Raw genomic sequence first — 22,606 nt, forward strand, 5'->3', positions numbered from 1 at the left:
CCTCCCGGGCGCCGTGCCTCACCACCGCGCCTCCTCCGTGCTGGCCAGGATCTCCGCCAGGTGCACCGGCCGCACCCCGGCGCCCAGCCGGGAGAGCGTGCCGCCGATGTGCGTCTGGCACGAGTTGTCGACCGTGCACACCGCCTCGGCGCCCGTCGCGATGATGTGCCGGGCCTTGTCCGCGCCCATCGCCGCCGAGACCGCCTCGTTCTTCACCGCGAACGTGCCCCCGAATCCGCAGCACTCCTCCGCGCCCGGCAGGTCCACCAGCCGCAGCCCCCGCACCGCCTCCAGCAGCCGTCGCGGCCGGTCGCCCAGGCCGAGCATCCGCAGGCCGTGGCAGGTCGGGTGGTACGTCACCGTGTGCGGGTAGTAGGCGCCGACGTCCGTCACCCCCAGCACGTCCACCAGGAACTCCGTCAGCTCCACCGTCCTGGGCACCACCGACTCCGCCACCGAGGCCAGCCCCCGGTCCCGGCCCTCGGACATCGCCCGCGCCCCGATCCTCGGGTAGTTGTCCCGCACCATCGCCGCGCAGGAGCCGGAGGGCGTCACGATGTAGTCGTAGCCGTGGAACGCCCGCGCGTAGCGCCGCACCAGCGGCTCGGTCTCCCGCCGGTAGCCCGTGTTGAACTGCGGCTGCCCGCAGCAGGACTGCTCCTCGGGGAAGTCGACGCTCACCCCCAGCCGTTCCAGCAGTGCCACCACCGCCTGCCCGGTCCGCGGGAAGAGCGTGTCGTTGACACAGGTGACAAAGAGCGCGACCCGCATCTCAGCCCCTTCCGTCCTCGGCGATCCGCCGCGCCGCCGCCTCCCACACCGCGGCGTCGCCGCGGGGGGTGAAGCGGCCCAGCGTCTGCGACGCGGCCACGCACGAGCGTAGCCGCGAAAGCCCGCCCCGCACCCGTCCCGCCGCCCTCGCCTGCACCAGCACGTTCCCCAGCGAGGCCGCCTCCGTCGGCCCGGCGACCACCGGCAGCCCGCAGGCGTCCGCCGTCAGCTGGCACAGCAGCGCGTTCCGCGCGCCGCCGCCCACCACGTGCACCACCCGCACCTCGGCGCCCGCCAGCCGCGCCGCCTCGGCCACCGCCTCGCGGTGGGCGAGCGCCAACGAGTCCAGCACGCACCGCACCATCGCCGCCCGGCCCGCCGGCTCCGGCTGGCCCGAGCGCCGGCAGGCCGCCGCGATCCGCGCCGGCATCCCGCCCGGCGCCAGGAACTCCTCGTCGCCCGCGTCCACCACGGGCCCGGGGCCCGGCAGCGCCGCCGCCTCCTCCAGCAGCGGCCCGAGCGCCGGCTCCTCACCGCCGCCCGCCCACTCCCGCAGACACTCCTGGAGCAGCCACAGGCCCATGATGTTCCGCAGGAAGCGGACCGTGCCGTCCACGCCCAGCTCGTTGGTGAAGTCGGCCCGCCGGGCCGCCTCGCTCACCACCGGCGCCGGCAGCTCAAGGCCCGCCAGCGACCAGGTGCCGGTCGCGACATAGGCGAAGCCGTCCCGCGTCGCCGGCACCCCCACCACGGCGGAGGCGGTGTCGTGCGAGCCGACCGCCGTCACCGGCACCGGGCCGGTCAGCCCGCACTCCGCCAGCACCTCCGGCAGCAGCTCCCCGGCCGGCTCGCCCGGCCGCCGCAGCGGCGCGAAGAGCCCCAGGTCCACGCCGACCGCCTCCGCCACCTCGCGGGCCCACCCGCCCGTGCGCGGATCGATCAGCCCGGTCGTGGACGCGTTGGTCAGCTCCGTGCCCGCCACCCCGGTCAGCCAGGAGGAGACCAGGTCAGGCATCAGCAACAGCCGCCGCGCGGCCGCCAGTTGGGGGGAGCCCTCCAGCGCGGCCAGCTGGTAGACGGTGTTGAACGGCAGCGCGCGCAGCCCCGTCGCCCGGTACATCTCCTCCGGGGGCAGCAGCCGCCCCACCCGCTCGGCCACACCGGCCGTGCGCCCGTCGCGGTAGTGCACCGGGTTGCCCAGCAGCGCCCCGGACGCGTCCAGCAGCCCGAAGTCCACCGCCCAGGAGTCGATCCCGACCCCCGCCAGCCGGCCCCCGGCCCGCCGCCCCGCCTCCCGCAGCCCGTCCAGCACGCCCCGGTACAGGGCCAGCACGTCCCAGTGGAGCGTGCCGGCCACCCGCACCGGCCGGTTGGGGAAGCGGTGCGCCTCCACCAGCTCCACGCCGCCGCCCGCCGCCACCCGGCCGAGCATCACCCGGCCACTGGAGGCGCCGAGGTCGACGGCGGCGAACGGCGCGCCGCCCGCATCGGGGAACCCGGACTGATCAGCGGACACGACGCACCTCACCACACTCGCGGACGACTTCGAAGGAAACGGACGGCGGACGCCGCCCTCAGCGCAGGAACGCCGCGGCCACCCCGGCGTCCACGGGGATGTGCAGCCCGGTGGTGTGCCCCAGGTCCCCGCCGGTCAACGCGAAGACCGCCGCCGCCACGTGCTCCGGCAGCACCTCGCGCTTCAACAGCGTCCGCTGCGCGTAGAACTCGCCGAGACGCTCCTCCTCCACCCCGTACACCGCGGCCCGCTTCGCGCCCCAGCCGCCGGCGAAGATCCCGGAGCCGCGCACCACGCCGTCCGGGTTGACCCCGTTGACGCGGATGCCGTGCCCGCCCAACTCGGCCGCCAGCAGCCGCACCTGGTGCGCCTGGTCGGCCTTGGTCGCGCCGTAGGCGATGTTGTTGGGCCCGGCGAAGACGCCGTTCTTCGACGCGATGTAGACGATGTCGCCGCCCAGGCCCTGGTCGATCATGACCCGCGCCGACTCGCGCGAGACCAGGAACGAGCCGCGCGCCATGATGTCGTGCTGGAGGTCCCAGTCCGCCACCGTCGTCTCCAGCAGCGGCTTGGAGAGGGAGATGCCGGCGTTGTTCACCACCAGGTCCAGGCCGCCGAACGCCAGCACGGTCTCCCGCACCGCCGCCGCCACCTGCTCCTCGTCGGTGACGTCCACCGTCACCGCCAGGGCGCGGTCGGGGCCTCCCAGCTCCTCCGCCACCGCCAGCGCCGCCGCCGCGTCCCGGTCGGCCACCACCACGCAGGCGCCCTCCGCCGCCAGCCGCAGCGCCGTGGCCCGCCCGATGCCCGAGCCGCCGCCCGTGACCAGCGCCACCCGCGCCGCCAGCGGCTTCGGCGGCGGCATCCGCCGCAGCTTGGCCTCCTCCAACTCCCAGTACTCGATGCGGAACTTCTCCGACTCCTCGATCGGCGCGTACGTCGAGACCGCCTCCGCGCCCCGCATCACGTTGATCGCGTTCACATAGAACTCGCCCGCCACGCGCGCCGTCTGCTTGTCCTTGCCGAAGGAGAACATGCCCACGCCCGGCACCAGCACGATCGCCGGGTCCGCGCCGCGCATCGCCGGCGAGTCCTCGGTGGCGTGCCGCTCGTAGTACGCCCGGTACTCCTCCCGGTACGCCTCGTGGAGCTCGCCCAGCCGCTCCACCACGCGCTCCAGCGGCGCGTCGGCCGGCAGGTCCACCACCAGCGGCCGGACCTTGGTGCGCAGGAAGTGGTCGGGGCAGGAGGTGCCCAGCGCCGCCAGCCGGGGGTGCTCGGCGCGCGCCAGGAAGTCCAGCACCTCGGGCGCGTCCGTGAAGTGCCCCACCGCCGGCCGGTCGCGCGTCGCGACCCGCCGCGCGTGCGGCGCCAACGCGGCCGCCCGCGCCCGTCGTTCGGCCTCCGGCAGCGGGCCGAAGCCGGGCAGCGGCGCCCCGAACGGCTCCGCCGCGCCGCGCTCCGCCAGGAACGCCTCCGCAGTGCGGATGAGGTGCAGTGAGTTGCGCTCGCACTCCTCGCTGGTCTCCCCCCACGCGGTGATCCCGTGGCCGCCCAGCACGCAGCCGATCGCCTCCGGGTGCGCCCGCTTCACCTCGGCGATGTCGAGGCCCAGCTGGAAGCCGGGACGCCGCCACGGCACCCACACCACGCTCCCGCCGAAGCACTCGGCCGTCAGCGCCTCGCCGTCCGCCGCGCAGGCCAGCGCGATCCCCGAGTCCGGGTGCAGATGGTCCACGTGCGCCGCCTCGACCAGCCCGTGCATCGCCGTGTCGATCGACGGCGCCGCCCCGCCCCTGCCGTGCAGGCAGAAGTCGAACGCGGCGACCATCTCGTCCTCGCGCTCCACCCCCGGGTACACCCCGACCAGCGCCCGCAGCCGCTCCAGGCGCAGCGCCGCCAGCCCCTCCTCGCGCAGCGTCCCCAGGTCGCCGCCGGAGCCCTTGACCCACATCAGCTCCACCGGTTCGCCGGTGGCCGGGTCGGTCGCCGAGCCCTTCGCCGAGGCGTTGCCACCGGCGTAGTTGGTGTTCCTCGGGTCGGCCCCCAGCCGGTGGGAACGCGCCAGCAGCGCCGCCACCTCCGGGTGCGTCGCCCCACTCGTCTCGTCGGCACCCATCGTCACGCCCCCCAACCGGCCTGCTGGCCGCCCTGTCGCTCCGCCACGATCCGCTCCGCCCAGCCCGAACGCCGGTAGGCCGCCATCGGCTCCGGGTCCAGCCCCCACTCCTCGCGCAACGCGCGCAGCAACGGCCGCACGTCGGTGTGGTAGGCGTCCATCAGCACCTCGTTGGCGCCCAGCACGTCACCCTCGGCCTGCGCCGCCGCGAGCGCGTCGGCGTCCACCGACAGCGCCTTGGCCGTGGCCTCCTGCACGTTCATCACCGAGCGGATGATCGCCGGTATCTTCGGCTCGATGTTGTGGCACTGATCCAGCATGAACGCCACGTCCGGCGTCAGCCCGCCGCCGCGCACCACCTCGTACATGATGCGGAAGAGCTGGAACGGGTCGGCCGCGCCCACCATCAGGTCGTCGTCCGCGTAGAAGCGGGAGTTGAAGTCGAAGCCGCCGAGCTTCCCCTCCCGCAGCAGCGTCGCCACGATGAACTCGATGTTGGTGCCCGGCGCGTGGTGCCCCGTGTCCACCACGACCCGCGCCTTCGGCCCGAGCTTGAGGCAGTGCGCGTAGGCGGTGCCCCAGTCGGGGACGTCGGTCATGTAGAACGCGGGCTCGAAGAACTTGTACTCCAGCAGCATCCGCTGCCCCTCGCCCAGCCGCTCGTAGACCGCGGCCAGCGCCTCGGCCAGCCGGTCCTGCCGGGTGCGGATGTCGTCCTGGCCCGGGTAGTTGGTGCCGTCGGAGAACCACAGCTTCAGGTCGGTCGAGCCGGTGGCGTCCATGATGTCCACGCACTCCAGCAGGTGGCCCAGCGCCTTGCGCCGCACGACCGGGTCGGGGTGGGTGACGCTGCCGAGCTTGTAGTCGTCCTCCTGGAAGACGTTGGAGTTGACGGCGCCCAGCCGCAGCCCCCGCTCGCGCGCGTGGTCGGAGAGCGCGGCGTAGTCGTCGACCCGGTCCCACGGGATGTGCAGCGCGACGGTGGGCGCGACCCCGGTGTGGGCGTGCACCCGCGCCGCGTCGTCCAGCTTCTCGAACGGGGTGCGCGGCACACCTTCCTGCGCGAAGACCTTGAAACGGGTGCCGGAGTTGCCGTACGCCCAGGAGGGCGTCTCGATGGCCTGGGAGGACAGGGCCGCCTTGACGGCGGGGGAGGGGGTCATGCGATCAGGGCTCCCGTAGCGCTGAGGGGGACGGTTCGGGGGAACGTTCAGGAGACGGCTATGAATCGTTTCACAGTCACCGTCGACGCTAAGAGCCGGCGCCGAGCGCTGTCAAGGGAGCGGCCCAATCCCGCAACCGCTCACCTCCTCTTTCTCGGAACGGTCCGGCGCGCGCCCGCCCGCGCCGGCGGCCCTTGACGCCGCGCGCGCCCCGTCCCATGCTGGCCCCCACTCGCATGAAACCTTTCACAGGGAGTGTCCCGTGCAGCGCGTCTGCTTCCTGCTCAAGGTCCGCCCCGACCGCGTCGAGGAGTACCGGCGCCGCCACGCCGACGTCTGGCCCGAGATGCGCGAGGCGCTGACCGCCACCGGCTGGCACAACTACTCCCTCTTCCTGCGCGAGGACGGGCTCCTCGTCGGCTACCTGGAGACCGAGGACTTCGAGGCCGCCCAGCGTGCCATGGCGGCCACGGACGTCAACGACCGCTGGCAGGCCGAGATGGGCGAGCTCTTCGAGCCGATGGACGGTCAACGCCCCGACGAGGCGATGAAGCCGCTGACCGAGGTCTTCCACCTGGCCTGAGCGGCACGCCCCCGCCGGTGCATACCATGGCCCGGCTACGCGGGACACGAGACGAACGGAAGACGGACATGGCGCACACGGTCGGCATCAAGGAAGTGGCCAGGGCCGCCGGGGTCTCCGTCGGGACCGTCTCCAACGTCATCAACCGGCCCCACATGGTCGCCGAGGAGACCAGGGAACGCGTCCAGTCCACCATCGCGCGCCTGGGCTACGTCCGCAGCGAGTCGGCCCGCCAACTCCGCGCCGGGCAGAGCCGGATCATCGCGCTGCTGGTGCTCGACATGGGCAACCCGTTCTTCGTGGACGTCGCCACCGGCGCCGAGCGCGTCGCCCGTGCCGACAAGCTCGGCGTGATGCTCTGCAACAGCGCCGAGAGCTCGGCCGAGGAGGCCGACTACCTGTCCCTCTTCGCCGAACAGCGCGTGCGCGGCGTGCTGTTGACCCCGGCCGACATGTCCGGACGCAACCTCACCGAGTTCCGCAGGCACGGCATCCCGTTCGTCTTCGTCGACCGCGTGCTGCCCAGCGCCGAGGGCTGCTCCGTCTCGGTCGACGACGTGCGCGGCGGAACGCTGGCGGTCCGGCACCTGCTGGACCAGGGGCATCCCGAGGTCGCCTACGTCAGCGGGCCGATGTCGCTCAAGCAGTGCCGCGACCGCGAGGAGGGCGCCAGGGCCGCGCTCGCCGACGCCGGGCTGCCCGCTGGCGCGCTGCGCCACATCGAGGCCGACCGGCTCGACGTGGCCTCCGGCCGCGACGCCGGTGCCCGGCTGCTGGGCCTCGCGCCCCGGCCGACCGCCGTCTTCTGCGCCAACGACCTGCTGGCGCTCGGCGTCCTCCAGGCGTTGTTCGCGGCCGGGGTGCGGGTGCCGGAGGAGATGGCGATCGTCGGGTACGACGACATCGAGTTCGCCGCGGCCGCCGCCGTGCCGCTCACCTCGGTGCGGCAGCCTGCCGTCCGGATGGGGCAGCAGGCCGCCGAGCTGCTGCTGGAGGAGACCGGCGAGGACGCGGCCCGCCACCGGCACCAACGGATCGTCTTCGAACCGGAGTTGATCGTCCGCGAGTCCAGCCTGGCCGCCCGTCGCTGAGCACCGATGCCGCCGGGGCGTGGCGCGCGCGGTTCAGTGCCCCACCCGGCGAACATGGATGCCATGACCCACACCAACGACCGCTTCGACAGCCGCGTCCTCGACCTCACCACCGGTTCCCGCGAGGTCGTGCACGACCTGACCTCCGAGTGCGCCGCCTACCTGCGGGAGGTCGCCGACGGCCGGGACGGTCTGCTCAACGTCTTCACCCCGCACGCGACCTGCGGCATCGCCCTGATCGAGACCGGCGCCGGCAGCGACGACGACCTCCTGGCGGCGCTGCGCGACCTGCTTCCCCCGGACGACCGCTGGCAGCACCGCCACGGCGCCCCCGGCCACGGCCGCGACCACGTCCTCCCGGCCCTCGTCCCGCCCCACGCGACCCTCCCCGTCCTCTCCGGCCGCCTGGCCCTGGGCACCTGGCAGTCCGTCTGCGTCGTCGACACCAACGGCGACAACCCCCACCGCCAGGTCCGCCTGACCTTCCTGGGATAGCCGAGCGCTTCCCCCGGGTGACGCCGCCGGTTCTCCGCACCCGGTGCGACGCGGGGCGGGGAGGCGACGCGCGACACAGAGCTGGGAGCGAGCGAGCGACCGTATGACGGGTGCGGCAGGCGCGTGCGGGGAGTGCGGCGTCTGTCACGGCTGAAGGCGGCCACCAGCTCGCCGGAGCGTCAGCGGAACGATGTGCTGGCCGCCGCCGCATCCGTTGGGGGCCGTCGTCGGGTGGGCCGACGACGGGGGGTCTCCGGGGCCACGGACCCGTTGACGCGACTGCGGCTGGGTGCCTGGTTGCCGGGGGAGCGAGGCCCGCACGACGGCCTCCGCTCTATGCCTGCGACGCGTGCCTACGCCAACTCAACGCGATGGCTTGGGACTTCACCGATACGGCGCGTGCCGCGCCGCGCGACGACGAGGGGCGGGCGCGGGAGCCCTACCGGCCGGCCGGCGATTCCTGGGTGCCCTGGCCCACCCGGGGGCGCTGGCGTTCCCGGGCCCGCACGACCTTCGGCACCCGCTTCTGGAAGGGGTGCCCCCAGTGACCCACCACAACCCGCACGACCCGCACGCCGCGTCGATCGTGAAGGCCGCGGACCGGGTGTTGATCCAGGAACGAGGGCCCGGGGTGCCGGAGGGCATCTACGGCGCGGAGTGCATGAGTTGCGAGGCCCTCTCCCCGCCCTCCGGCGACGACTCGCTCCCCGTGGCGGTCTGGGCCGTTCAACATTCCCAGGACCACCCCGAGCAGACGCTGTTCCTGGCCCGGACGGAACGCCATTGGCGCGTCGTTCCCCGCGCGGACGCCCCGCCGCCTACTGCGCCGTCCGGCCCGGGGCCCGTGGGGCCGGCGTTCGTCGGCCTGATGTGCCTGCTGACGGCCCTCTCCGGCCTCCTGCCGGCCCTCACCTCCTGAACCGTTCCCTGACCGTTCCCTGACCGTCCCCTGTTCGACCGATCCAAGGAGAGACCGATGCTGACGACGATCAACCGTTCCCCGATCCCGATCACCTTCCACGTGCTGGCCACCACCCAGACCCATCACGTGCTGATGGTGCGCGGCACCCGGGGGACGGTCAGGAAGGCTGGGTGCTGCCCCACGGGCAGGTGCGGGAAGGGCGGGACATCATCTGAACATGAGTATTTCCTACCTGAACGGCGCCTTCTGAGCGGCAGTCTGCGCGGTGCTCGCCGTACTGCTCGCGGCGCAGATCATCGACGAGGCTTCCGGTTATCGCGTCGGCTGAGCAGGAGGCGTGCGCCGTACCCCCGGAGGGAAGGGAGTGGTGCCCGGACGAGGCGACGGTGTGGCCCAAGGGGCCGTCGCCCGCTGTGGCTACTTGGTGTAGCGAGTGGCGAGGGCGGGGGACTGGCCGTTGAAGGCGGCGAGGTCGGCGGCGAACACGTCCTTCAGGAGCTGAGGGTCCTCGACGCCGGGGGCGCTGACGGTCTCGCCGAGTTCCAGGCCGCGCAGGGCGCCGGTGACGAGGTCGTCGGCGCTCATGCGGGGTACGGCGCTCATGTCCAGGCCCTGGGAGGAGTGGAACTCTGTGGCCACCACGCCGGGGCAGACGACGCCGACCGTGACGCCGGAGTCCGCGACCTCGGCGGCCAGGGTCTGGGTCATGGCGACCAGGTAGGCCAGAGTCCCCGCGTATACGGCCCGGCGCGGCACGACCTCGGGTCCCGCCGGTCCGGAGAAGGCGATCATGCCGGCGACGTTGAGGATGGTGCCCGTTCCGCGCTGCTGCATGGGGCCCACCGCGGCGCGCATGAGCTGGGTGGGGGCGAGGACCTTGACGTTGACGAGTTCGCGAGCCTTGTCGGCGGGCAGGTCGGCCAGCGGCATGTAGTGGGAGACGCCGGCGTTGTTGACGAGCACGTCCAGCGGCTCGGTGGCGCAGAGCGCCGCGAGGGTGTCGATGCCTTCTTCGGTGGAGAGGTCGGCGGTGACGGTGCGGACCGTGGCCTCGGGGCGGGCGGAGGCAAATGCGGCGAGGCGCTCCTGGCGGCGGCCGACGATGATCAGGTCGTAGCCGTCGGCGGCAAAGCGCTCGGCGAACGCCTTGCCGATGCCGGAGGTCGCGCCGGTGACGAGGGCGAGCTTGCTCATGGGGGTGTTTCCTTTCGGGGCCCGGCTCAGGCGGCCGGGGCGGTGGAGGCGCGGTGCAGCCAGGTGAACTCGCTGCGGTACCGCTCGGCGACGGGTCCGGGCCGGCCGTCGCCCAGGTCATCGCCCGTGGGGGGGTGTCCCTGGCGGTTGAGGAACCAGGGCGGGAACCGGTAGGAGGGTCGGTAGGCGGCCAGCTCCGCGGTATCCAGGTGCGGGTTCGTGCCGGGAAGGACGGGGTGAGGGCGTTGGAGGTGATGGCGGCCCTGCGACCCACCCCGTCCACCTCTTGGGCGCGCGGCACTGCGAGCGGCAGGAGGAGACAAGGTCGGCCTCGGCCCCGTTCACGTCGATGCGCCATTCGATGATCAGCGGCAGCTCGGCCAGCGCCCGGTCGCCGGCCACGTGGACGGTGGGCGGGCCCAGCCGGTGCACGGCGATGTCGCCGCGGTCGTCCATTGCGCGGGTCCGGGTGGTCAACTCGGCGCCGCTGCCGGTGAACCAGCTCATCTCGATGTGGCTGTCTGCGCTGTAGGAGGCAGCTATCTGCTCGTACCAGCTGCGGTCCCGGCTCTGGCGCTCACGCAGGACCAGCGGGATGACCTCGGTGATGCTCGTGTTGGCCACCGGGTCAGCCGTTCAGGCGGGACAGCAGGGCGGACAGACCGCGGGCCCCGGACAGGCCCCGCTCGGTGAGGTTGCCCGGGGCGGTGCCAGCGTCGAGTACGGTTCCGGGCGAACAGTTCCCTCCTGCGGCACACCGGTCAGCGCTTCGAGAGAGGCCGGGCGGCGGGCCCACACATGCAGAAGAAACTCGGCCCCGGCGACCGCCCGGGCCCTGGGCAGGCCCATCGCCCAGCCCGATGAACCCGACGACGGGAGTGCCCTGGGTGCTCGTGTTTCGCTCATGCAGTCAGCATGTGCACCATTCAGATCATTAGGTAGTGGACCCGTCTTCCTGGGACTATCAGTACCAGGAAAGGTAAAGACAACCTTTGCCACACTGGCGGCATGTCCTCAACCGAACTCGGCGAAGCCCTGCACGCCTGGCGCGACCGCGTCACCCCTGAGCAGGCCGGCCTTCCCGCAGGTGGCCGCAGACGCGCACCGGGGCTGCGGCGCGAAGAACTCTCCCACCTTGCCGGGATCTCCGCCGACTACATCGTCCGCCTCGAACAGGGGCGCGCCACCAACCCCTCGCCCCAGATCATCGAAGCCCTCGCCCGCGCCCTGCGCCTGGGGAGCGGCGAACGTGAACACCTCTTCCGCCTCGCCGGACTCGCCGTCCTCGGCCCCGGCACGGTCCCCCGCCACATCACCCCCGGTGTCCACCGCATCCTCGATCGCCTGCGCGACACCCCCGTTGCAGTCTACGACGCCACCTGGACCCAGCTCCTCTCCAATCCCCTCTACACCGCCCTCATAGGAGAGTGGACCGGCCCCGACCTCAACGCGGCCTGGCGAGCCTTCGTCACCTCCACCACCCGCGTACGCCACACCCCTGAATCCAACGGTGCCCTCCAGCAGCTCCTCGCCGCCGACCTCCGCCGCACCGGCGCTCTCTACCCGGACGACGCCGCGCTCACCGACCTGATCACCCAGCTCCGACGGCGAAGCGCCCGCTTCGCCGACCTCTGGGACACCGGCACCACCGCCGAGCACCAGTCGAACCGCAAAACCATCGACCACCCCACCGTCGGCACCCTCACCCTGGACTGCGACGTCCTCCACGTCGCGGGCAATCACCTGCGCATCATGGCCTACACGGCCGAACCCGGCACCGAAGACGCCGAACGCCTCGCCCTGCTCTCCGTTCTGGGAACTCAGACACTCAGCGGCTGAGACCCGCACGGCACCACATGCTCCCCGAGACCGCCCCCCTGTCGGCAAACGAACGATCGAGTGCCCCTCGGCGCACTCCAGCACAATCCGCGAGCGCCGGGCCAGAGCCTGGGCCGTCGAACGACGACGCAGCCAGCCCTCCAGCACGGCCCGCTGGGCTCGGCGTTCACCTCCGCCGTGTCGACGTCAGGTCCGCGGCCTGCTGATGGGACAGCAGGCTGGCGACGGCCTGGACAGTGTCGCTCATGTACTCGCGGCGGCCCAGGTGGCGGGCCAGGGCTCGCCAGCGACGAGCGTTGACCTCGAATACTTTCCGATCCGTGGAACAGGTCAACGAGTGAACCCAGCAGTCGTCGCATCAAGCGTCGTGCCAGTAAAAGGTCGATCTGTGTGTGGGGCACACGTGGACCTATTCAGCATGGCGCGGATGAGTGCCGCGACGCGCGAGCGTGCCCACCATGATCAGGAGCAGGCCGCATGCCGCCACGATGCTCCATCCGGGCAGGCTCGCGCCGGCATACTGCTCCGGCCGTGCGTCCGTGAGCAGGCTTCCGGCAATCGCGATGCCGAGCGCGGTCCCCACTTGCCGTGCCGCCGAGGCGGTGCCGCCTGCGACGCCAGCACGCTCGGGCGGGAGCCCGCTGACGGCGGTGTTCGTGATCGGCGCGTTCGCGCATCCGATCCCGGAACCGACCAGCAGGTACGCCGCCACCAAGGCGAGGGGCTCGCCGCTCTCGACAGCGATCAGAAGGCACGCTCCTCCAGCGGCGGGGAGTGCTCCCGCGCCGATCAGCGGTCTCCGGGGGCCGTTTCGACTGACGAGGAGGCCCGACACCGGCGCGAACACGGTTGCGCCGAGCGCCATCGGCAGGGTCAGCGCGCCGGCGTCGATCGCCGCCCACCCCCATGATTCCCGCACGATTCTCGTCGTCAGGAGCAGCGTCATGCTGAACGCGACGAACACCGCGACGGCCCCCAGGATCGCGCCCGTGAAGCTCGGTATGCGGAACAAGCCGGGGTCGATCAGCGGGTCCTGACGTCGCGACTCGACCCGGATGAACACCCAGACCAGCACAACGAGTACCACGATCCCCGAGAGCACCCACCGGTCCTGCCAGCCGCGACCGGGTCCCTCGATCAGCACTCCCACCGCAATGCCCAGGATCGTGGTGAGCAGCAGTTGGCCGGGGACGTCGAAGCGGCGGACCTTCTCTCCCCGCGTCTCCGGGACGACGAGCGCGACCAGAACCAGCACGATCAGGACAAGAGGAACGTTGATCCAGAACAGAGCGCGCCAGTCGAACACGGCCAGCAGCACACCCCCCGTCAGCGGACCCGCCGCCATGCTCAGACCGAACATCGCGCCCCACACCCCGATCGCCCGCGCTCGCTCCCTGGGATCGCGCATCACGTTCACCACGATGGCCAGGGCCACCGGGCTGAGCATCGAGGCGCCGACTCCCTGAACGGCCCGGGCGACGATGAGCATCGGCAGCGTTCCGGCCACCGCGCACAGCAGCGAGGATGTCCCGAAGACGCCCAGGCCGATCCGGAGGACCCGCCGCCGGCCGAACCGATCCGCCAGCGCCCCGGCGGTCACGAGCAGACTCGCGAAGACCACGGTGTAGGCGTCGACCACCCACGACAAAGCGCCCGCGTCGACTCCGAGTTCGGTTCCCATGTGCGTGAGCCCGGTGGTGACGATCGTGGTGTCCAAACCGACGAGGAACAGTGCCAGAGCGCAGATCACCAGCACCGACCAGCGACGCCCGACTCCCAACGCCGACACGTTCAGTGTTTCTGTCACGGAACCCTCGCATCCACGATCATGTCGGAACTGCTCTCCGGCAATCCTGTTCAGGCGCTAGCATGACGACCTACGCTTTTTGCGGAATCCGCAAAGCACGGGAATGGGGCTTCCGCATGGACGCCGAGACCGCGAAGGTCCTAGCGGCGATCGGCCCTCGTCTGCGGTCGATCAGGGAAGTGCGCGGACGTTCACTCGCCAACGTCGCCGAGGCCAGCGGCCTCTCGCTCAGCGTGCTGTCCCGGGTGGAGACCGGGCACCGGCAGCCCACGCTCGATGTCCTCATCCCCCTCGCCCGGGAGTACCGCATCGCCCTGGAGGCGATCATCGCCGCCCCGGCAACAGGAGATCCCCGCCTGCATCTTGAGCCGCGACGGCATGCGGGCGGAGGCGTTATCGTCCCCCTGACCCGGTACCCGGCGCGAGTGAACGCGTTCAAGCACGTCCTCGGTCCCCGCGAACCACGACTGGTCTCCCACCCGGGGCACGCATGGCTGTACGTGCTCAACGGAACCCTCAGGCTGATCGTCGGTGCAGACGACCTCACTCTGTCACCGGGCGAGACCGCCGAGTTCGACGCGACGACCCCGCACTGGTTCGGCCCCGAAGACGGCACTTCCGTGGAAATCCTGCACCTGTTCGGCCCCAACGGGGACCAAGCCGTTCCCCGCCTCGAACACCGGCTCATCTGACCGCGCGGGAAGGCGCCATCCGTCCTTCTCGCCAACCGTCCGGACGCATACACAGCGCCGAACTCGGCGCCGGGCCTTGGGCGCCGGAGGCAGACGCAAACCGGTCTTCGAGGGTGGGGGCCACGTTGGTGCGCCTGCGGGGACGGCGCCACTCACGACGTACTGGCCCGCTGATTCCGCGTCGACCGTTCCATCGGCACAGATGCGATCAGTGAAGCGCGCCCGTTCCTGACCGACCGGGGATGCGGTGTCCCGCCTCTGGCCGGCTGCTGCGCTCCCTCGCGGAGATCATCGACCGCCTCGGTACGGACGGCGCCCTGGGATCATCGACGGCTCCGCGCCCGTGGACTCCCCGAAGCCGTGCTGGCACCCCACCAGGTCAACGCGGCACCGCGGCCCGAGGACCGATAGGCGCTCCACCGGGGCTGCGGCAGAACGATGCGCACGGCCAATCCCACCAGACGCATACGAACACAGGGACAGTGATCGCGACGGCGTTCCTGGTCATCGGTGGCGAGCCGCGACTGACGTTGCTGCACCACGGCCCCACGTCGGGGTACCGGGCAAGACGTTGGCAAACGGACTCGGGTGCACCGGAGAGACGCCCTGCACTTCTTCTGACGTGCGGTTGGGCCGGGTGGCCACAGGGGCCACATGCGCGCCACGCAACTGCTAAAGGAAATCGAACGGCTCAACCACGACGACAGCGAAGCGGCGGCGGACACCGGGGCCACCCGGTGAGTGCGGGCCGACTATATTCCCGTTCGTGGACGACGATCACGGGGAACTCCTCGCGGACAGGTACCAGTTGACCAGCCTCCTCGGCCGGGGCGGGATGGGCGCGGTCTGGCGTGCGTATGACCTGCAGTTGGGGCGGGACGTGGCCGTCAAGGAGCTGCGTCTCCCGGAACATCTGGGAGCCGAGGAGCGGGCCACCTGGATGGCCCGGCTGGATCGGGAGGCGAGGGCGGCGGCGCGGCTGAAGCATCCGGGGATCGTGACCGTCTACGACCGGATCGCCGGAGTGGACGGGCGGCCGTGGATCGTCATGGAGCTGGTGACCGGGGGATCGCTGGACGACCTGCTGCGGCAGGGGCCGCTGTCTCCCGAGCACGTCGCCGAGCTCGGGCGGCAGGTCGCCGCCGCGCTGAGCACCGCGCATCAGAGGGGGATCACCCATCGGGACATCAAGCCCGCCAACATCCTCATCGAGGACGGGCGGGCCGTCCTGACCGACTTCGGTATCGCCGGCCTGGAAGGCGACGCCACCCTCACGGCCACCGGCATGATCATGGGAACGCCCGCCTTCATGGCGCCGGAACAGGTGCGCGGCCTGCCGGCCACCGCCGCGTCCGATCTCTGGTCCCTGGGGGCCACTCTCTACACCGCCGTGGAAGGACGCCCGCCCTTCGCGGGGTCGGCCCCGAGCGCCGTACTGGTCGCCGTCGTCACGGAGACCCCCGCCCCCGCCGTACGGGCCGGGCCCCTCACTCCCACCCTGGAGGGCCTCCTCCACAAGGAACCGGCCCAGCGCCTGTCCATGGAACAACTCCTGGCCCAGTTGGACCGGATAGCCGGCCAGCCGCCAGCCCCCCACCCGCTCCCTGCGGACCCGGCCCGATGGCCCACCGCCCCTGCACAGCCACCCGCCGTACCATCTCCCCGCATCCCAGCGCGGTCCCCGGCGGCCACGCCCGCGGTGGACCGCCGCCGCCTCTACCGTCGCGTCACGTGGACCGGTGCGGCCGTCGTCGCCGTCGTGGCGTCCTCGTTCCTGGCCAGGGACTCAGGGGACGCGGAATACCAGGACAACCGCGAGGTGGCCGAAGCCATGGGCCATCCGCCGGACTTCACGGTGGACGCCAGGATGCGTGGCGGCGGCGACTGGGCACGCGTCGTCTACGCCGGAGGCCCCATCAGCGGCGACCCCACCCCCGGACAGTGGGACGGCATGGCGGCATGGCTGGAAGGAGCCCCGGGCGTCGAGACGGCCGGCATCCCCAGCACCAACCCCACCTGCATGACGGACACGGTCGGATGCGTCTGGGGCATCGACCGCAGAGACGGCTTCAGCGAACCCACCATCCTCAGCGCCACAACCCGGCAACAGGACGGCGAACTCGTCCTCGAGATCGAAGTCGGGTCCTGGAACTGAACCAGCGGGGAACGTGCAGAAGGGCAGGGCAGGGTAGGGCATGTGGCCGTCTGGGGCGCCGGCCTGGAGATCGCGGTGACTGACCGAGGCGCGTGGTAGGCCCTCCCTCGCGGGGATCGGTCGATAGCGCCCGCCCAGCGGAGCGAGCGGCCGAGATCACCGACGAGCAGACGAAGCCGCTGCAGCGTCCCGCGCTCCCCGGTGCGCAACCTCATCCGAGAACTCGCCCCTGGCTTCGCACCCACCACCAGGGTCACCGGAGCGACTCCTCGTGAAGCAGGTCGTCCCGCCGCTCGGGCGTGGCATGGCGTGGCGGTGGTCCTTGCGAGCCGGCCGGGTACTCCTCCAGCGGCACCAGCCCTCTCTCCCAGGCGGACAGGACCGGCTCGACGACGTGCCACGCCTCCTCGGCCTCGTCGCCGCGGATGGACAGGGCGGGGTCGCCCCGGAAGACATCCAGCAGCAGACGGCCGTGGGCCGGCAGATCCGGGGCGTCCATGCGGGCGGTCAACGAGAGTGGGGTGAGGGTTTCGGGACGGGACCCGGTCGCGGTCAGTTCCATGGTCAGGCTCTCCGGTTCCAGTCCGAAGCGCTGCACGTTGGGAGGGATGTCCTGGTCCTGCCCGAACGGCGGGTGTGGAACGGAGCGGAAGCGCACCGCGACTTCCTTGCGGTTCCTGCCGAGGGCCTTGCCGCTTCGCAGCCGGAACCGCGGTGCCCGCCCACCGCCAGCTGTCGAGTTCCAAGGTGATCTCGGCGAAGGGCTCGGTCCGGCGCCGCGGGTCGGCCCCGGCCTCCTCGGCGGGCAGCCTGGGGCGTGGTCGGGTAGGGCAGCAGAGCCATCTCTCTGGCGTTCTTGATGGCCTTGGCCATCGCGCGCTGCTGTTGGACGGTGAGCCGGGTGACGCGGCGGCTGCGGATCTTCCCCCGGTCGGAGATGAACCTCCGCAGCAGGTCGGTGTCCTTGTAGTCGATGTACGTGATTCCCGCCGCGATCAGCGGGTTGGGGCGGGGCGGGCGTTCCTTGCCTCGTCGGGTCTGCTTGCTCATGCTCGATCGCCTCCTCGTCGTGGTGTGGGGTGCCGGCTCACCAGCCGGACTTGGTCACTCCGGGCAGCTCCCCGGCGTGGCCCATCCGGCGCAGGTTGATCCGGGAGAGCCCGAACGCGCGCTGCGCGACATCTTCCGCTTGGGCACGGCCAACTGAAGTCATCTCCTCGTGGACGCGGATGGTCAGGGGGCACGGGGGCCCGTGGCCCTTATTGAACATGATTGCCGTTTGCGTATAGTAGCCCCCATGGCTCGCAACGACATCCGCCCGGTGATCAAACTCCGCTCCACCGCTGGCAGCGGGTACACCTACGTGACACGCAAGAACCGCAGGAACGACCCCGACCGTCTCCAGCTGCGCAAGTACGACCCGGTCGTGCGCCGGCACGTGCTTTTCCGCGAGGAGCGGTGAGTGCCCGGATAGTGGGCCGATCTTTCGATGAACGTCCCCGCCTGACCGGCACGGTGCTGCGTACGTTGCTACACGACCACGGAGTCAGGGAGTTCCTCCATGCCCCGCCTGTGTGTCGGGCTACGGGTGTCAGCCGGACGGCGTGCTGTTCGTGCCGGTGTTCGGGACGGTGATCCGGCCCGCGCGCAACTCCAGGACTCGGTCGGCCGCTCGGAGGGTGGCCTCTCGGTGACTTATCAGCAACGTGATCCGGTCGCTCGCGTGTGTGCGCAGCGCGGCGGTCAGTGCGGCCTCCGCGTGCGCGTCGAGATGGGCCAGCGTCTCGTCCAGGACCAGCACTCTCGGCTCGACCAGGAGGGCGCGGGCCAGGGCGACCCGGGCGCGTTGCCCGCCCGAGAGACCGGTGCCGCGTTCCCCGACAGGGGTGTCCAACCCGAGCGGCAGCCCGGCCGCCGAATCCAGCAGCCCGGCCGTATCGGCCGCCGCGCGCAGCCGGCGGGACGGGGCGTCGGGCGAGGCCAGCGCGATGTTGTCGGCGATGGTCCCGGTCAACAGGTCCACCCGCTGCGGCACCGCGGTCACCAGGGCGCGGAGGTCGGCATCCGCCAGGTCGCGCAGATCCACCCCGCCCAGGGTGACGCGTCCACTGTCAGGGTCCCACAAGCGCAGGGCCAACTGGACACAGGTCGACTTGCCTCCACCGGAGGGGCCGGTCAGGGCGACGGTCTCCCCGGGGCGCACGGAGAAGCTGACCTCGGACAGGACCGCGTGCCCCTCGGGCTGGTGACGGAAGGCATTTAGGGTGCCGGTCGGCGGATGGGTGTGATGTGTCCGGGGCTGTCGCGGCGCCGGGAAAATGGACATGGCAATCATTGTCGTCTACGGTGAGGCGGGTCGATTGGTAGCCAGATCCTTCGGGGTGATCCGCCTTGGGGCGCCGACGGAGCGAGCGGCAGTCACACGTCATGCTCGGTGCACGGGCAGCTCGACGACGTGCGGCGGTCGAGGACGTGCTGGCCGACTGCGGCGAGTTCGTTTCGGCGCGACGGCTGCACTCCCTCACGGTCGCCCGAGGAATGAGGGTCGGCCTGACCACTGTGTATCGGGCCCTCCGTGACATGGAGATCCACGGCCGTGCGGATGTGGTTCTCGATGAAAGGGGCACGCGTTACTTCCGGACGCGGGCCCTCGACGGGCACCGGCACTACATCATCTGCCGTGCCTGCGGCACCAGCAGAGCGCTCGACGCGGTGGTGCTGGAGGACTGGGTGCGGCGCGTGGGCGCGGACTCGGATTACGCGGCCCTCGAACATGTCGTCCAGCTCACCGGAGTATGCGCCCCCTGCCGGACGGACCCGACCATTGGGGAATCCGCACGGGGTGAGCCGGTCACCGCAGCCGAGTCCGATCTCGATGCCCCCGGGCAAGAGGGGGCGGCCTCTCCTGCCTCGCTGTCATCCCCCCGGTGCCCTGCCGGGCCCCCCGTGGGCTACCGCGATGCCACGTGGAAGGGCTTCTCTCACGCCGCCTCGTGAAGGCGGGAAGCGTCGACCTCTAGGAAGTGCTGTGACCGATCCGTACGCCCATTCCGCGCCGTTCATCGATCCCATGATCGCTGGCTTCTGGGAGCAGATCGGGCATTCGCTCGCCGCCGAGCTCACGCGGCTGTCCGCCCTCGATGGCCCCGTGATCGACCTCGGCGCCGGCGCGGGGCGTGGGACGCGGATCGCTGCGGCCGCGCTTCCCGAAGCTCCGCTTCTCGCTGTCGAACCATCGGCGGCCATGCGCACGGCCCTGTTGGCGCGACTGATGGATGATCCAGCGCTCGCCGCCCGCACAACCGTGATGGCTGAGGGAGCGTTGGAATGCCCCTTTCCCGAGCGAGCACGGGCTGTCCTCGCGATGAACATGATCGGGCACCTGGCGCCCGACGAGCGTCGCTCGTTGTGGGCGAGGATCACTACATGTCTCGATCCGGCCGGGACGGTGGTGGTCAACAACCCACCTCCCACGGTTCCCGCGGCGGTCCCGCGCGTGGCGGGGGCGACGGTGCGAGTGGGCACGTATGACTACCGAGGATGGTCCGAGGCTGAGCCCGCCGGTGACCAGCGTGTGCTCTGGCACATGACTTACGAGACGCTTCACCAGGGCCGCGTCGTCGCCCGCGTGGAGGTGGAGTACGACTGGTGGGTGGTCACGGACGAGGAACTGCGGGCCGAGTGGGCGGCCTGTGACCTTGTCCCCCGGACGCTCGGGGACACGGACATCCGGGTGCTCGATCATCAGACCTCCTGACCTCGCGTCAGGTGACGCCTGCCCGGTATCGAGGCGTCGAGGCGGTTCGCCGGTATGAGCTTGTCCCGGCTGGCAGGCGCGGCGGAAGGTCACTCCGGACAGGCGCGGGCCCTGGGTGCCTCGTGCTGGATCAGGGGCGTGCTTCGCTCGGAAGGAGCGCCCTGAGGAGGGCGCGCAGAGCGTGGCTGGATGGATCAGGCGGTGGCGGCTGGCCGGTGGTTTGGGCCTTGTAGCGTGCCAGCGCGGGGAACTGCTCGGGGGTGATCTTCGCTGTCAGGCGGTCGCGTTGGGAGGGGTGGTGGACCGGCTTGAGCGGATGTTCCGCGAGGAGTTCGCCGAGGATCAGGTACCAGCAGGAGCGAAACGCGGACATGGCCTCGCTCGGAGGGAGCCCGGCCTCAAGAAAGTCCTCGACACACGCGTCGGCGAAGAAGAAGGCGTTGTGGGCGACAAGTTCGCCTCGGATCAGGATGTGGAGCACCCAGATGTGGTCCGCCATGTAGTCATGGGCTTCTGTGAAACGGGTGAGGAGGCGGGCCCCGGGGTTCTCACCCGGGACGGTCACCGGCAATCCGTCCGCCACCTGCTCGAGGATCGCCACCAGCAGGTCCTCACGTCCGTCGACATGGCGGTAGAGCGAGGTCGCCGCGGTCCCCAACTCGGCGGCGACTGAGCGCATGGACAAGGCCTCCAGTCCATCCCGCTCGATGAGCCGCCGCCCGGCGGCGACGACAGAGGCCGTGGTCAGGCCCGGCCGGGGGCGTCGCTGCTGTGTCATGGGCCTCATCGTTGCACGGGCCGCTCAGAAACCGGCAAGCTTGCCAGCCCGGCTAGGTTAGGCATACCTTACGCGAACACTGTACGCATCGGGTGGGGAGGGCGACATGACTGAGGCGGGGACGGGTTCCCTCACGGAAGGTGGCCGGCGTGTGGCGCGGCCGGGGCGCGTACTGGCCACGGTTTGCCTGTGCCAGTTGATGGTGGTCCTGGACATCAGCGTGGTCAACGTGGCGCTACCCGAGATCGGCCAAGACCTGGGCTTCGCGCTCAGCGAACTTTCCTGGGTGGTGAACGCCTACACCCTGGTCTTCGGCGGCCTGCTGCTTCTCGGGGGCCGTATCGCCGACCTCTTCGGGCATCGCCGGGCAGTGATCGCCGGGCTCCTGCTTTTCGGCGTCGCGTCTCTGCTGGGTGGCTTCGCCCAGACGCCTGGGCAGCTGGTCGCGGCTCGGGCCGGGCAGGGGCTCGCGGCGGCTGTGCTGGCTCCCATCAGCCTCACCGTCATCATGGTCACCTTCGAGGAGGGTGCCCCACGGCGCCGGGCGCTGGGGAGCTGGTCCATGGTCGCCATATCCGGCGGCGCTCTCGGGGTATTGCTCGGCGGCGTGCTGACGGACCTGCTCGACTGGCGTTGGGTGATGTTCGTCAACGTTCCGTTGGTGGCTCTCGCGCTGCCGTTGGCCCTGGCCTCCGTGCGCAACGGGGGCGGCGGTTCTCAGCGGCTCGATCTCGGTGGGGCGTTGCTGGGTACGGCGGCCATGACCGTACTCGTATTCGGACTGCTGGAAACCGAGAAGCATCCGTGGGACTCTCTGCGCACCCTCGGAACTCTGGGGGCCGCGTCCGTTCTGGCGGTCGGCTTCGTGTTGTGGGAGCGGCGCTCGGCCGCGCCGCTGGTCCGGCTGAGCGTGTTCGCGACCCGCACCGTCTGGTTGGCTAACCTTCTGGCCCTACTGGTGGGGGCGGCCACGGTGGCGGGCTTCTACTTCGCCTCCCTCTTCCTGCAACACGTGCTGGACTATGGCCCGCTCGCAGCCGGCGTGGCGTTCCTGCCCTTCTGCGGTGGTGCCGTCCTTGGCAGCTTCGCGGCCTCGCGGCTCGTGGGGCGCGTCGACGGGCGGCTGCTGATCGGCGGCGGCTTGGCCATGGGCGGCGTCGGGCTGCTGTGGTTCGGGAGTCTGAGCCCGGAGTCCACCTTCCTGAGCGGGTTCCTCGGTCCGTCGCTGGTGGCCAGTGTCGGCATCGGGCTGAGTCTGATGGCCAATACGGCCATGGGCACATCAGGGGTCGCCAGCGGCGAAGCTGGCCTGGTCAGTGGCTTGTTGAATGCCAGCAGACAGTGCGGCGGCAGCATCGGCCTCGCGGCGCTCTCCACCCTCGCTGTGACCGTCACCGGCAACGCCTCCACCGCCGATCCCACGGCCGCTCTGGCCGCGGGCTATGCGAGGGCCTTCCTCGTTGTCGGGACATGCGCCCTGGCCGCGGCACTGCTCGCGGTGTGCCTCGTGCCTCGGCCCGGTGCGTCCGAGACGGAGAAGCCCTGACCTTCCCACCCACCGATCAGCGGCGGGGCCACCACTGGTCTCCCGCCTTCTCAGGAGGTTCGCATTCCATGTCACCCCCCGACGCGGCGGGTCACCAGGAGGACCCCAACGCCGCTTCTCATGGGCAAGCCGCGCTCGGCGACCTGTTGGCGCCGGTGCGTTCCCGTCTCATACTCGC

20 protein-coding genes and 2 pseudogenes are annotated in these 22,606 nt (G+C 71.3%); 11 read left to right on the forward strand and 11 right to left on the reverse strand.

Annotated elements, in window-relative coordinates:
• Positions 1–18 precede the first annotated feature (18 nt).
• The 4 genes from CRP51_RS12695 to rhaI are packed head-to-tail and all read right to left on the reverse strand — an operon-like array spanning position 19 to position 5,569.
• Complete coding sequence (locus CRP51_RS12695; protein ID WP_097231220.1) at positions 19–771, reverse strand: (Fe-S)-binding protein; 753 nt, start codon at positions 769–771, stop codon at positions 19–21.
• 1 nt (position 772) lies between these two features.
• Entirely contained in the window at positions 773–2,287 is a 1,515-nt protein-coding gene (locus CRP51_RS12700) for a rhamnulokinase (RefSeq protein ID WP_281259647.1), read from the reverse strand.
• Positions 2,288–2,345: 58 nt separating this feature from the next.
• Entirely contained in the window at positions 2,346–4,406 is a 2,061-nt protein-coding gene (locus CRP51_RS12705) for a bifunctional aldolase/short-chain dehydrogenase (protein ID WP_097231331.1), read from the reverse strand.
• 2 nt (positions 4,407–4,408) lie between these two features.
• Positions 4,409–5,569: an L-rhamnose isomerase gene (rhaI, locus tag CRP51_RS12710; protein WP_097231221.1), complete on the reverse strand. Its 1,161-nt coding sequence runs from the start codon at positions 5,567–5,569 to the stop codon at positions 4,409–4,411.
• Positions 5,570–5,831: 262 nt separating this feature from the next.
• On the opposite strand from rhaI, the gene CRP51_RS12715 reads away from it, so the two are divergent.
• The 4 genes from CRP51_RS12715 to CRP51_RS12735 all read left to right on the forward strand — a co-directional run bounded on the left by CRP51_RS12715 (position 5,832) and on the right by CRP51_RS12735 (position 8,657).
• The gene (locus CRP51_RS12715; RefSeq protein ID WP_097231222.1) at positions 5,832–6,152 is read left to right on the forward strand and encodes an L-rhamnose mutarotase; all 321 of its coding nucleotides are present in this window, start codon (positions 5,832–5,834) and stop codon (positions 6,150–6,152) included.
• 68 nt (positions 6,153–6,220) lie between these two features.
• Positions 6,221–7,243 carry a LacI family DNA-binding transcriptional regulator gene (locus CRP51_RS12720; RefSeq protein WP_097231223.1) on the forward strand — a complete coding sequence of 341 codons (1,023 nt, stop codon included), beginning with the start codon at positions 6,221–6,223 and terminating at the stop codon, positions 7,241–7,243.
• Between the two features lie 63 nt (positions 7,244–7,306).
• Complete coding sequence (locus CRP51_RS12725; RefSeq protein WP_097231224.1) at positions 7,307–7,738, forward strand: YjbQ family protein; 432 nt, start codon at positions 7,307–7,309, stop codon at positions 7,736–7,738.
• A gap of 544 nt (positions 7,739–8,282) precedes the next feature.
• Positions 8,283–8,657, forward strand: coding sequence for a DUF7848 domain-containing protein (locus CRP51_RS12735; protein ID WP_097231225.1), 375 nt, complete (start codon positions 8,283–8,285; stop codon positions 8,655–8,657).
• Positions 8,658–9,077: 420 nt separating this feature from the next.
• Here the strand turns inward: CRP51_RS12735 and CRP51_RS12740 are convergent, their stop codons facing one another.
• Positions 9,078–9,854, reverse strand: a complete 777-nt coding sequence (locus CRP51_RS12740) for an SDR family NAD(P)-dependent oxidoreductase (protein ID WP_097231227.1) — start codon at positions 9,852–9,854, stop codon at positions 9,078–9,080.
• A 1,008-nt stretch (positions 9,855–10,862) separates the two neighbouring features.
• Between CRP51_RS12740 and CRP51_RS12750 the strand changes: the two genes are divergently transcribed.
• Positions 10,863–11,693, forward strand: coding sequence for a helix-turn-helix transcriptional regulator (locus tag CRP51_RS12750; RefSeq protein WP_097231229.1), 831 nt, complete (start codon positions 10,863–10,865; stop codon positions 11,691–11,693).
• Between the two features lie 409 nt (positions 11,694–12,102).
• Here the strand turns inward: CRP51_RS12750 and CRP51_RS12760 are convergent, their stop codons facing one another.
• Entirely contained in the window at positions 12,103–13,500 is a 1,398-nt protein-coding gene (locus tag CRP51_RS12760; RefSeq protein ID WP_212615895.1) for an MFS transporter, read from the reverse strand.
• 62 nt (positions 13,501–13,562) lie between these two features.
• Between CRP51_RS12760 and CRP51_RS12765 the strand changes: the two genes are divergently transcribed.
• Both CRP51_RS12765 and CRP51_RS12770 read left to right on the forward strand, forming a co-directional pair.
• Entirely contained in the window at positions 13,563–14,192 is a 630-nt protein-coding gene (locus CRP51_RS12765) for a helix-turn-helix domain-containing protein (protein ID WP_245880546.1), read from the forward strand.
• Between the two features lie 766 nt (positions 14,193–14,958).
• Positions 14,959–16,347 carry a serine/threonine-protein kinase gene (locus CRP51_RS12770; RefSeq protein WP_245880547.1) on the forward strand — a complete coding sequence of 463 codons (1,389 nt, stop codon included), beginning with the start codon at positions 14,959–14,961 and terminating at the stop codon, positions 16,345–16,347.
• A gap of 253 nt (positions 16,348–16,600) precedes the next feature.
• Here the strand turns inward: CRP51_RS12770 and CRP51_RS12775 are convergent, their stop codons facing one another.
• The 3 genes and pseudogenes from CRP51_RS12775 to CRP51_RS29965 form a co-directional block, all read right to left on the reverse strand.
• Positions 16,601–17,005, reverse strand: a complete 405-nt coding sequence (locus CRP51_RS12775; protein WP_245880548.1) for a glucose-6-phosphate dehydrogenase (NADP(+)) — start codon at positions 17,003–17,005, stop codon at positions 16,601–16,603.
• A 164-nt stretch (positions 17,006–17,169) separates the two neighbouring features.
• Positions 17,170–17,397: pseudogene (gene rpsR / locus CRP51_RS12780) on the reverse strand (30S ribosomal protein S18); the annotation flags it as partial.
• 37 nt (positions 17,398–17,434) lie between these two features.
• A pseudogene (locus CRP51_RS29965) lies at positions 17,435–17,518 on the reverse strand (30S ribosomal protein S14); the annotation flags it as partial.
• Positions 17,519–17,644: 126 nt separating this feature from the next.
• On the opposite strand from CRP51_RS29965, the gene rpmG reads away from it, so the two are divergent.
• Positions 17,645–17,809, forward strand: coding sequence for a 50S ribosomal protein L33 (gene rpmG / locus CRP51_RS12790; RefSeq protein WP_097231235.1), 165 nt, complete (start codon positions 17,645–17,647; stop codon positions 17,807–17,809).
• 129 nt (positions 17,810–17,938) lie between these two features.
• Here rpmG and CRP51_RS12795 read toward each other — a convergent pair whose 3' ends face one another.
• Positions 17,939–18,673, reverse strand: a complete 735-nt coding sequence (locus CRP51_RS12795; RefSeq protein WP_245880549.1) for an ATP-binding cassette domain-containing protein — start codon at positions 18,671–18,673, stop codon at positions 17,939–17,941.
• A 101-nt stretch (positions 18,674–18,774) separates the two neighbouring features.
• Here CRP51_RS12795 and CRP51_RS12800 point away from each other — a divergent pair, with 101 nt between their 5' ends.
• Together CRP51_RS12800 and CRP51_RS12805 are read left to right on the forward strand one after the other, a co-directional pair.
• Positions 18,775–19,344 (forward strand): Fur family transcriptional regulator, encoded by a 570-nt coding sequence (locus CRP51_RS12800; RefSeq protein ID WP_245880550.1) that lies wholly within the window; start codon positions 18,775–18,777, stop codon positions 19,342–19,344.
• Positions 19,345–19,375: 31 nt separating this feature from the next.
• Entirely contained in the window at positions 19,376–20,104 is a 729-nt protein-coding gene (locus tag CRP51_RS12805) for a methyltransferase domain-containing protein (protein WP_170970530.1), read from the forward strand.
• 130 nt (positions 20,105–20,234) lie between these two features.
• On the opposite strand, the gene CRP51_RS12810 is transcribed toward CRP51_RS12805, so the two are convergent.
• The gene (locus CRP51_RS12810; protein WP_170970531.1) at positions 20,235–20,882 is read right to left on the reverse strand and encodes a TetR/AcrR family transcriptional regulator; all 648 of its coding nucleotides are present in this window, start codon (positions 20,880–20,882) and stop codon (positions 20,235–20,237) included.
• A 106-nt stretch (positions 20,883–20,988) separates the two neighbouring features.
• Between CRP51_RS12810 and CRP51_RS12815 the strand changes: the two genes are divergently transcribed.
• Positions 20,989–22,428, forward strand: a complete 1,440-nt coding sequence (locus tag CRP51_RS12815) for an MFS transporter (RefSeq protein WP_097231242.1) — start codon at positions 20,989–20,991, stop codon at positions 22,426–22,428.
• The last annotated feature ends 178 nt before the right edge of the window (positions 22,429–22,606 follow it).

The sequence above is a fragment of the Streptomyces zhaozhouensis genome (assembly GCF_900230195.1).
GTDB classification, from domain to species: Bacteria; Actinomycetota; Actinomycetes; order Streptomycetales; family Streptomycetaceae; genus Streptomyces; species Streptomyces zhaozhouensis.

Excerpts from the sequence above, each read along its gene's own strand:
- CRP51_RS12695 (WP_097231220.1), bottom strand. The coding sequence starts at position 771 with ATGCGGGTCGCGCTCTTTGTCACCTGTGTCAACGACACGCTCTTCCCG.
- CRP51_RS12705 (WP_097231331.1), bottom strand. The coding sequence starts at position 4,406 with ATGGGTGCCGACGAGACGAGTGGGGCGACGCACCCGGAGGTGGCGGCG.
- rhaI (WP_097231221.1), bottom strand. The coding sequence starts at position 5,569 with ATGACCCCCTCCCCCGCCGTCAAGGCGGCCCTGTCCTCCCAGGCCATC.
- CRP51_RS12720 (WP_097231223.1), top strand. The coding sequence starts at position 6,221 with ATGGCGCACACGGTCGGCATCAAGGAAGTGGCCAGGGCCGCCGGGGTC.
- CRP51_RS12725 (WP_097231224.1), top strand. The coding sequence starts at position 7,307 with ATGACCCACACCAACGACCGCTTCGACAGCCGCGTCCTCGACCTCACC.
- CRP51_RS12740 (WP_097231227.1), bottom strand. The coding sequence starts at position 9,854 with ATGAGCAAGCTCGCCCTCGTCACCGGCGCGACCTCCGGCATCGGCAAG.
- CRP51_RS12750 (WP_097231229.1), top strand. The coding sequence starts at position 10,863 with ATGTCCTCAACCGAACTCGGCGAAGCCCTGCACGCCTGGCGCGACCGC.
- CRP51_RS12765 (WP_245880546.1), top strand. The coding sequence starts at position 13,563 with ATGACGACCTACGCTTTTTGCGGAATCCGCAAAGCACGGGAATGGGGC.
- rpmG (WP_097231235.1), top strand. The coding sequence starts at position 17,645 with ATGGCTCGCAACGACATCCGCCCGGTGATCAAACTCCGCTCCACCGCT.
- CRP51_RS12795 (WP_245880549.1), bottom strand. The coding sequence starts at position 18,673 with ATGTCCATTTTCCCGGCGCCGCGACAGCCCCGGACACATCACACCCAT.
- CRP51_RS12800 (WP_245880550.1), top strand. The coding sequence starts at position 18,775 with ATGCTCGGTGCACGGGCAGCTCGACGACGTGCGGCGGTCGAGGACGTG.
- CRP51_RS12810 (WP_170970531.1), bottom strand. The coding sequence starts at position 20,882 with ATGACACAGCAGCGACGCCCCCGGCCGGGCCTGACCACGGCCTCTGTC.
- CRP51_RS12815 (WP_097231242.1), top strand. The coding sequence starts at position 20,989 with ATGACTGAGGCGGGGACGGGTTCCCTCACGGAAGGTGGCCGGCGTGTG.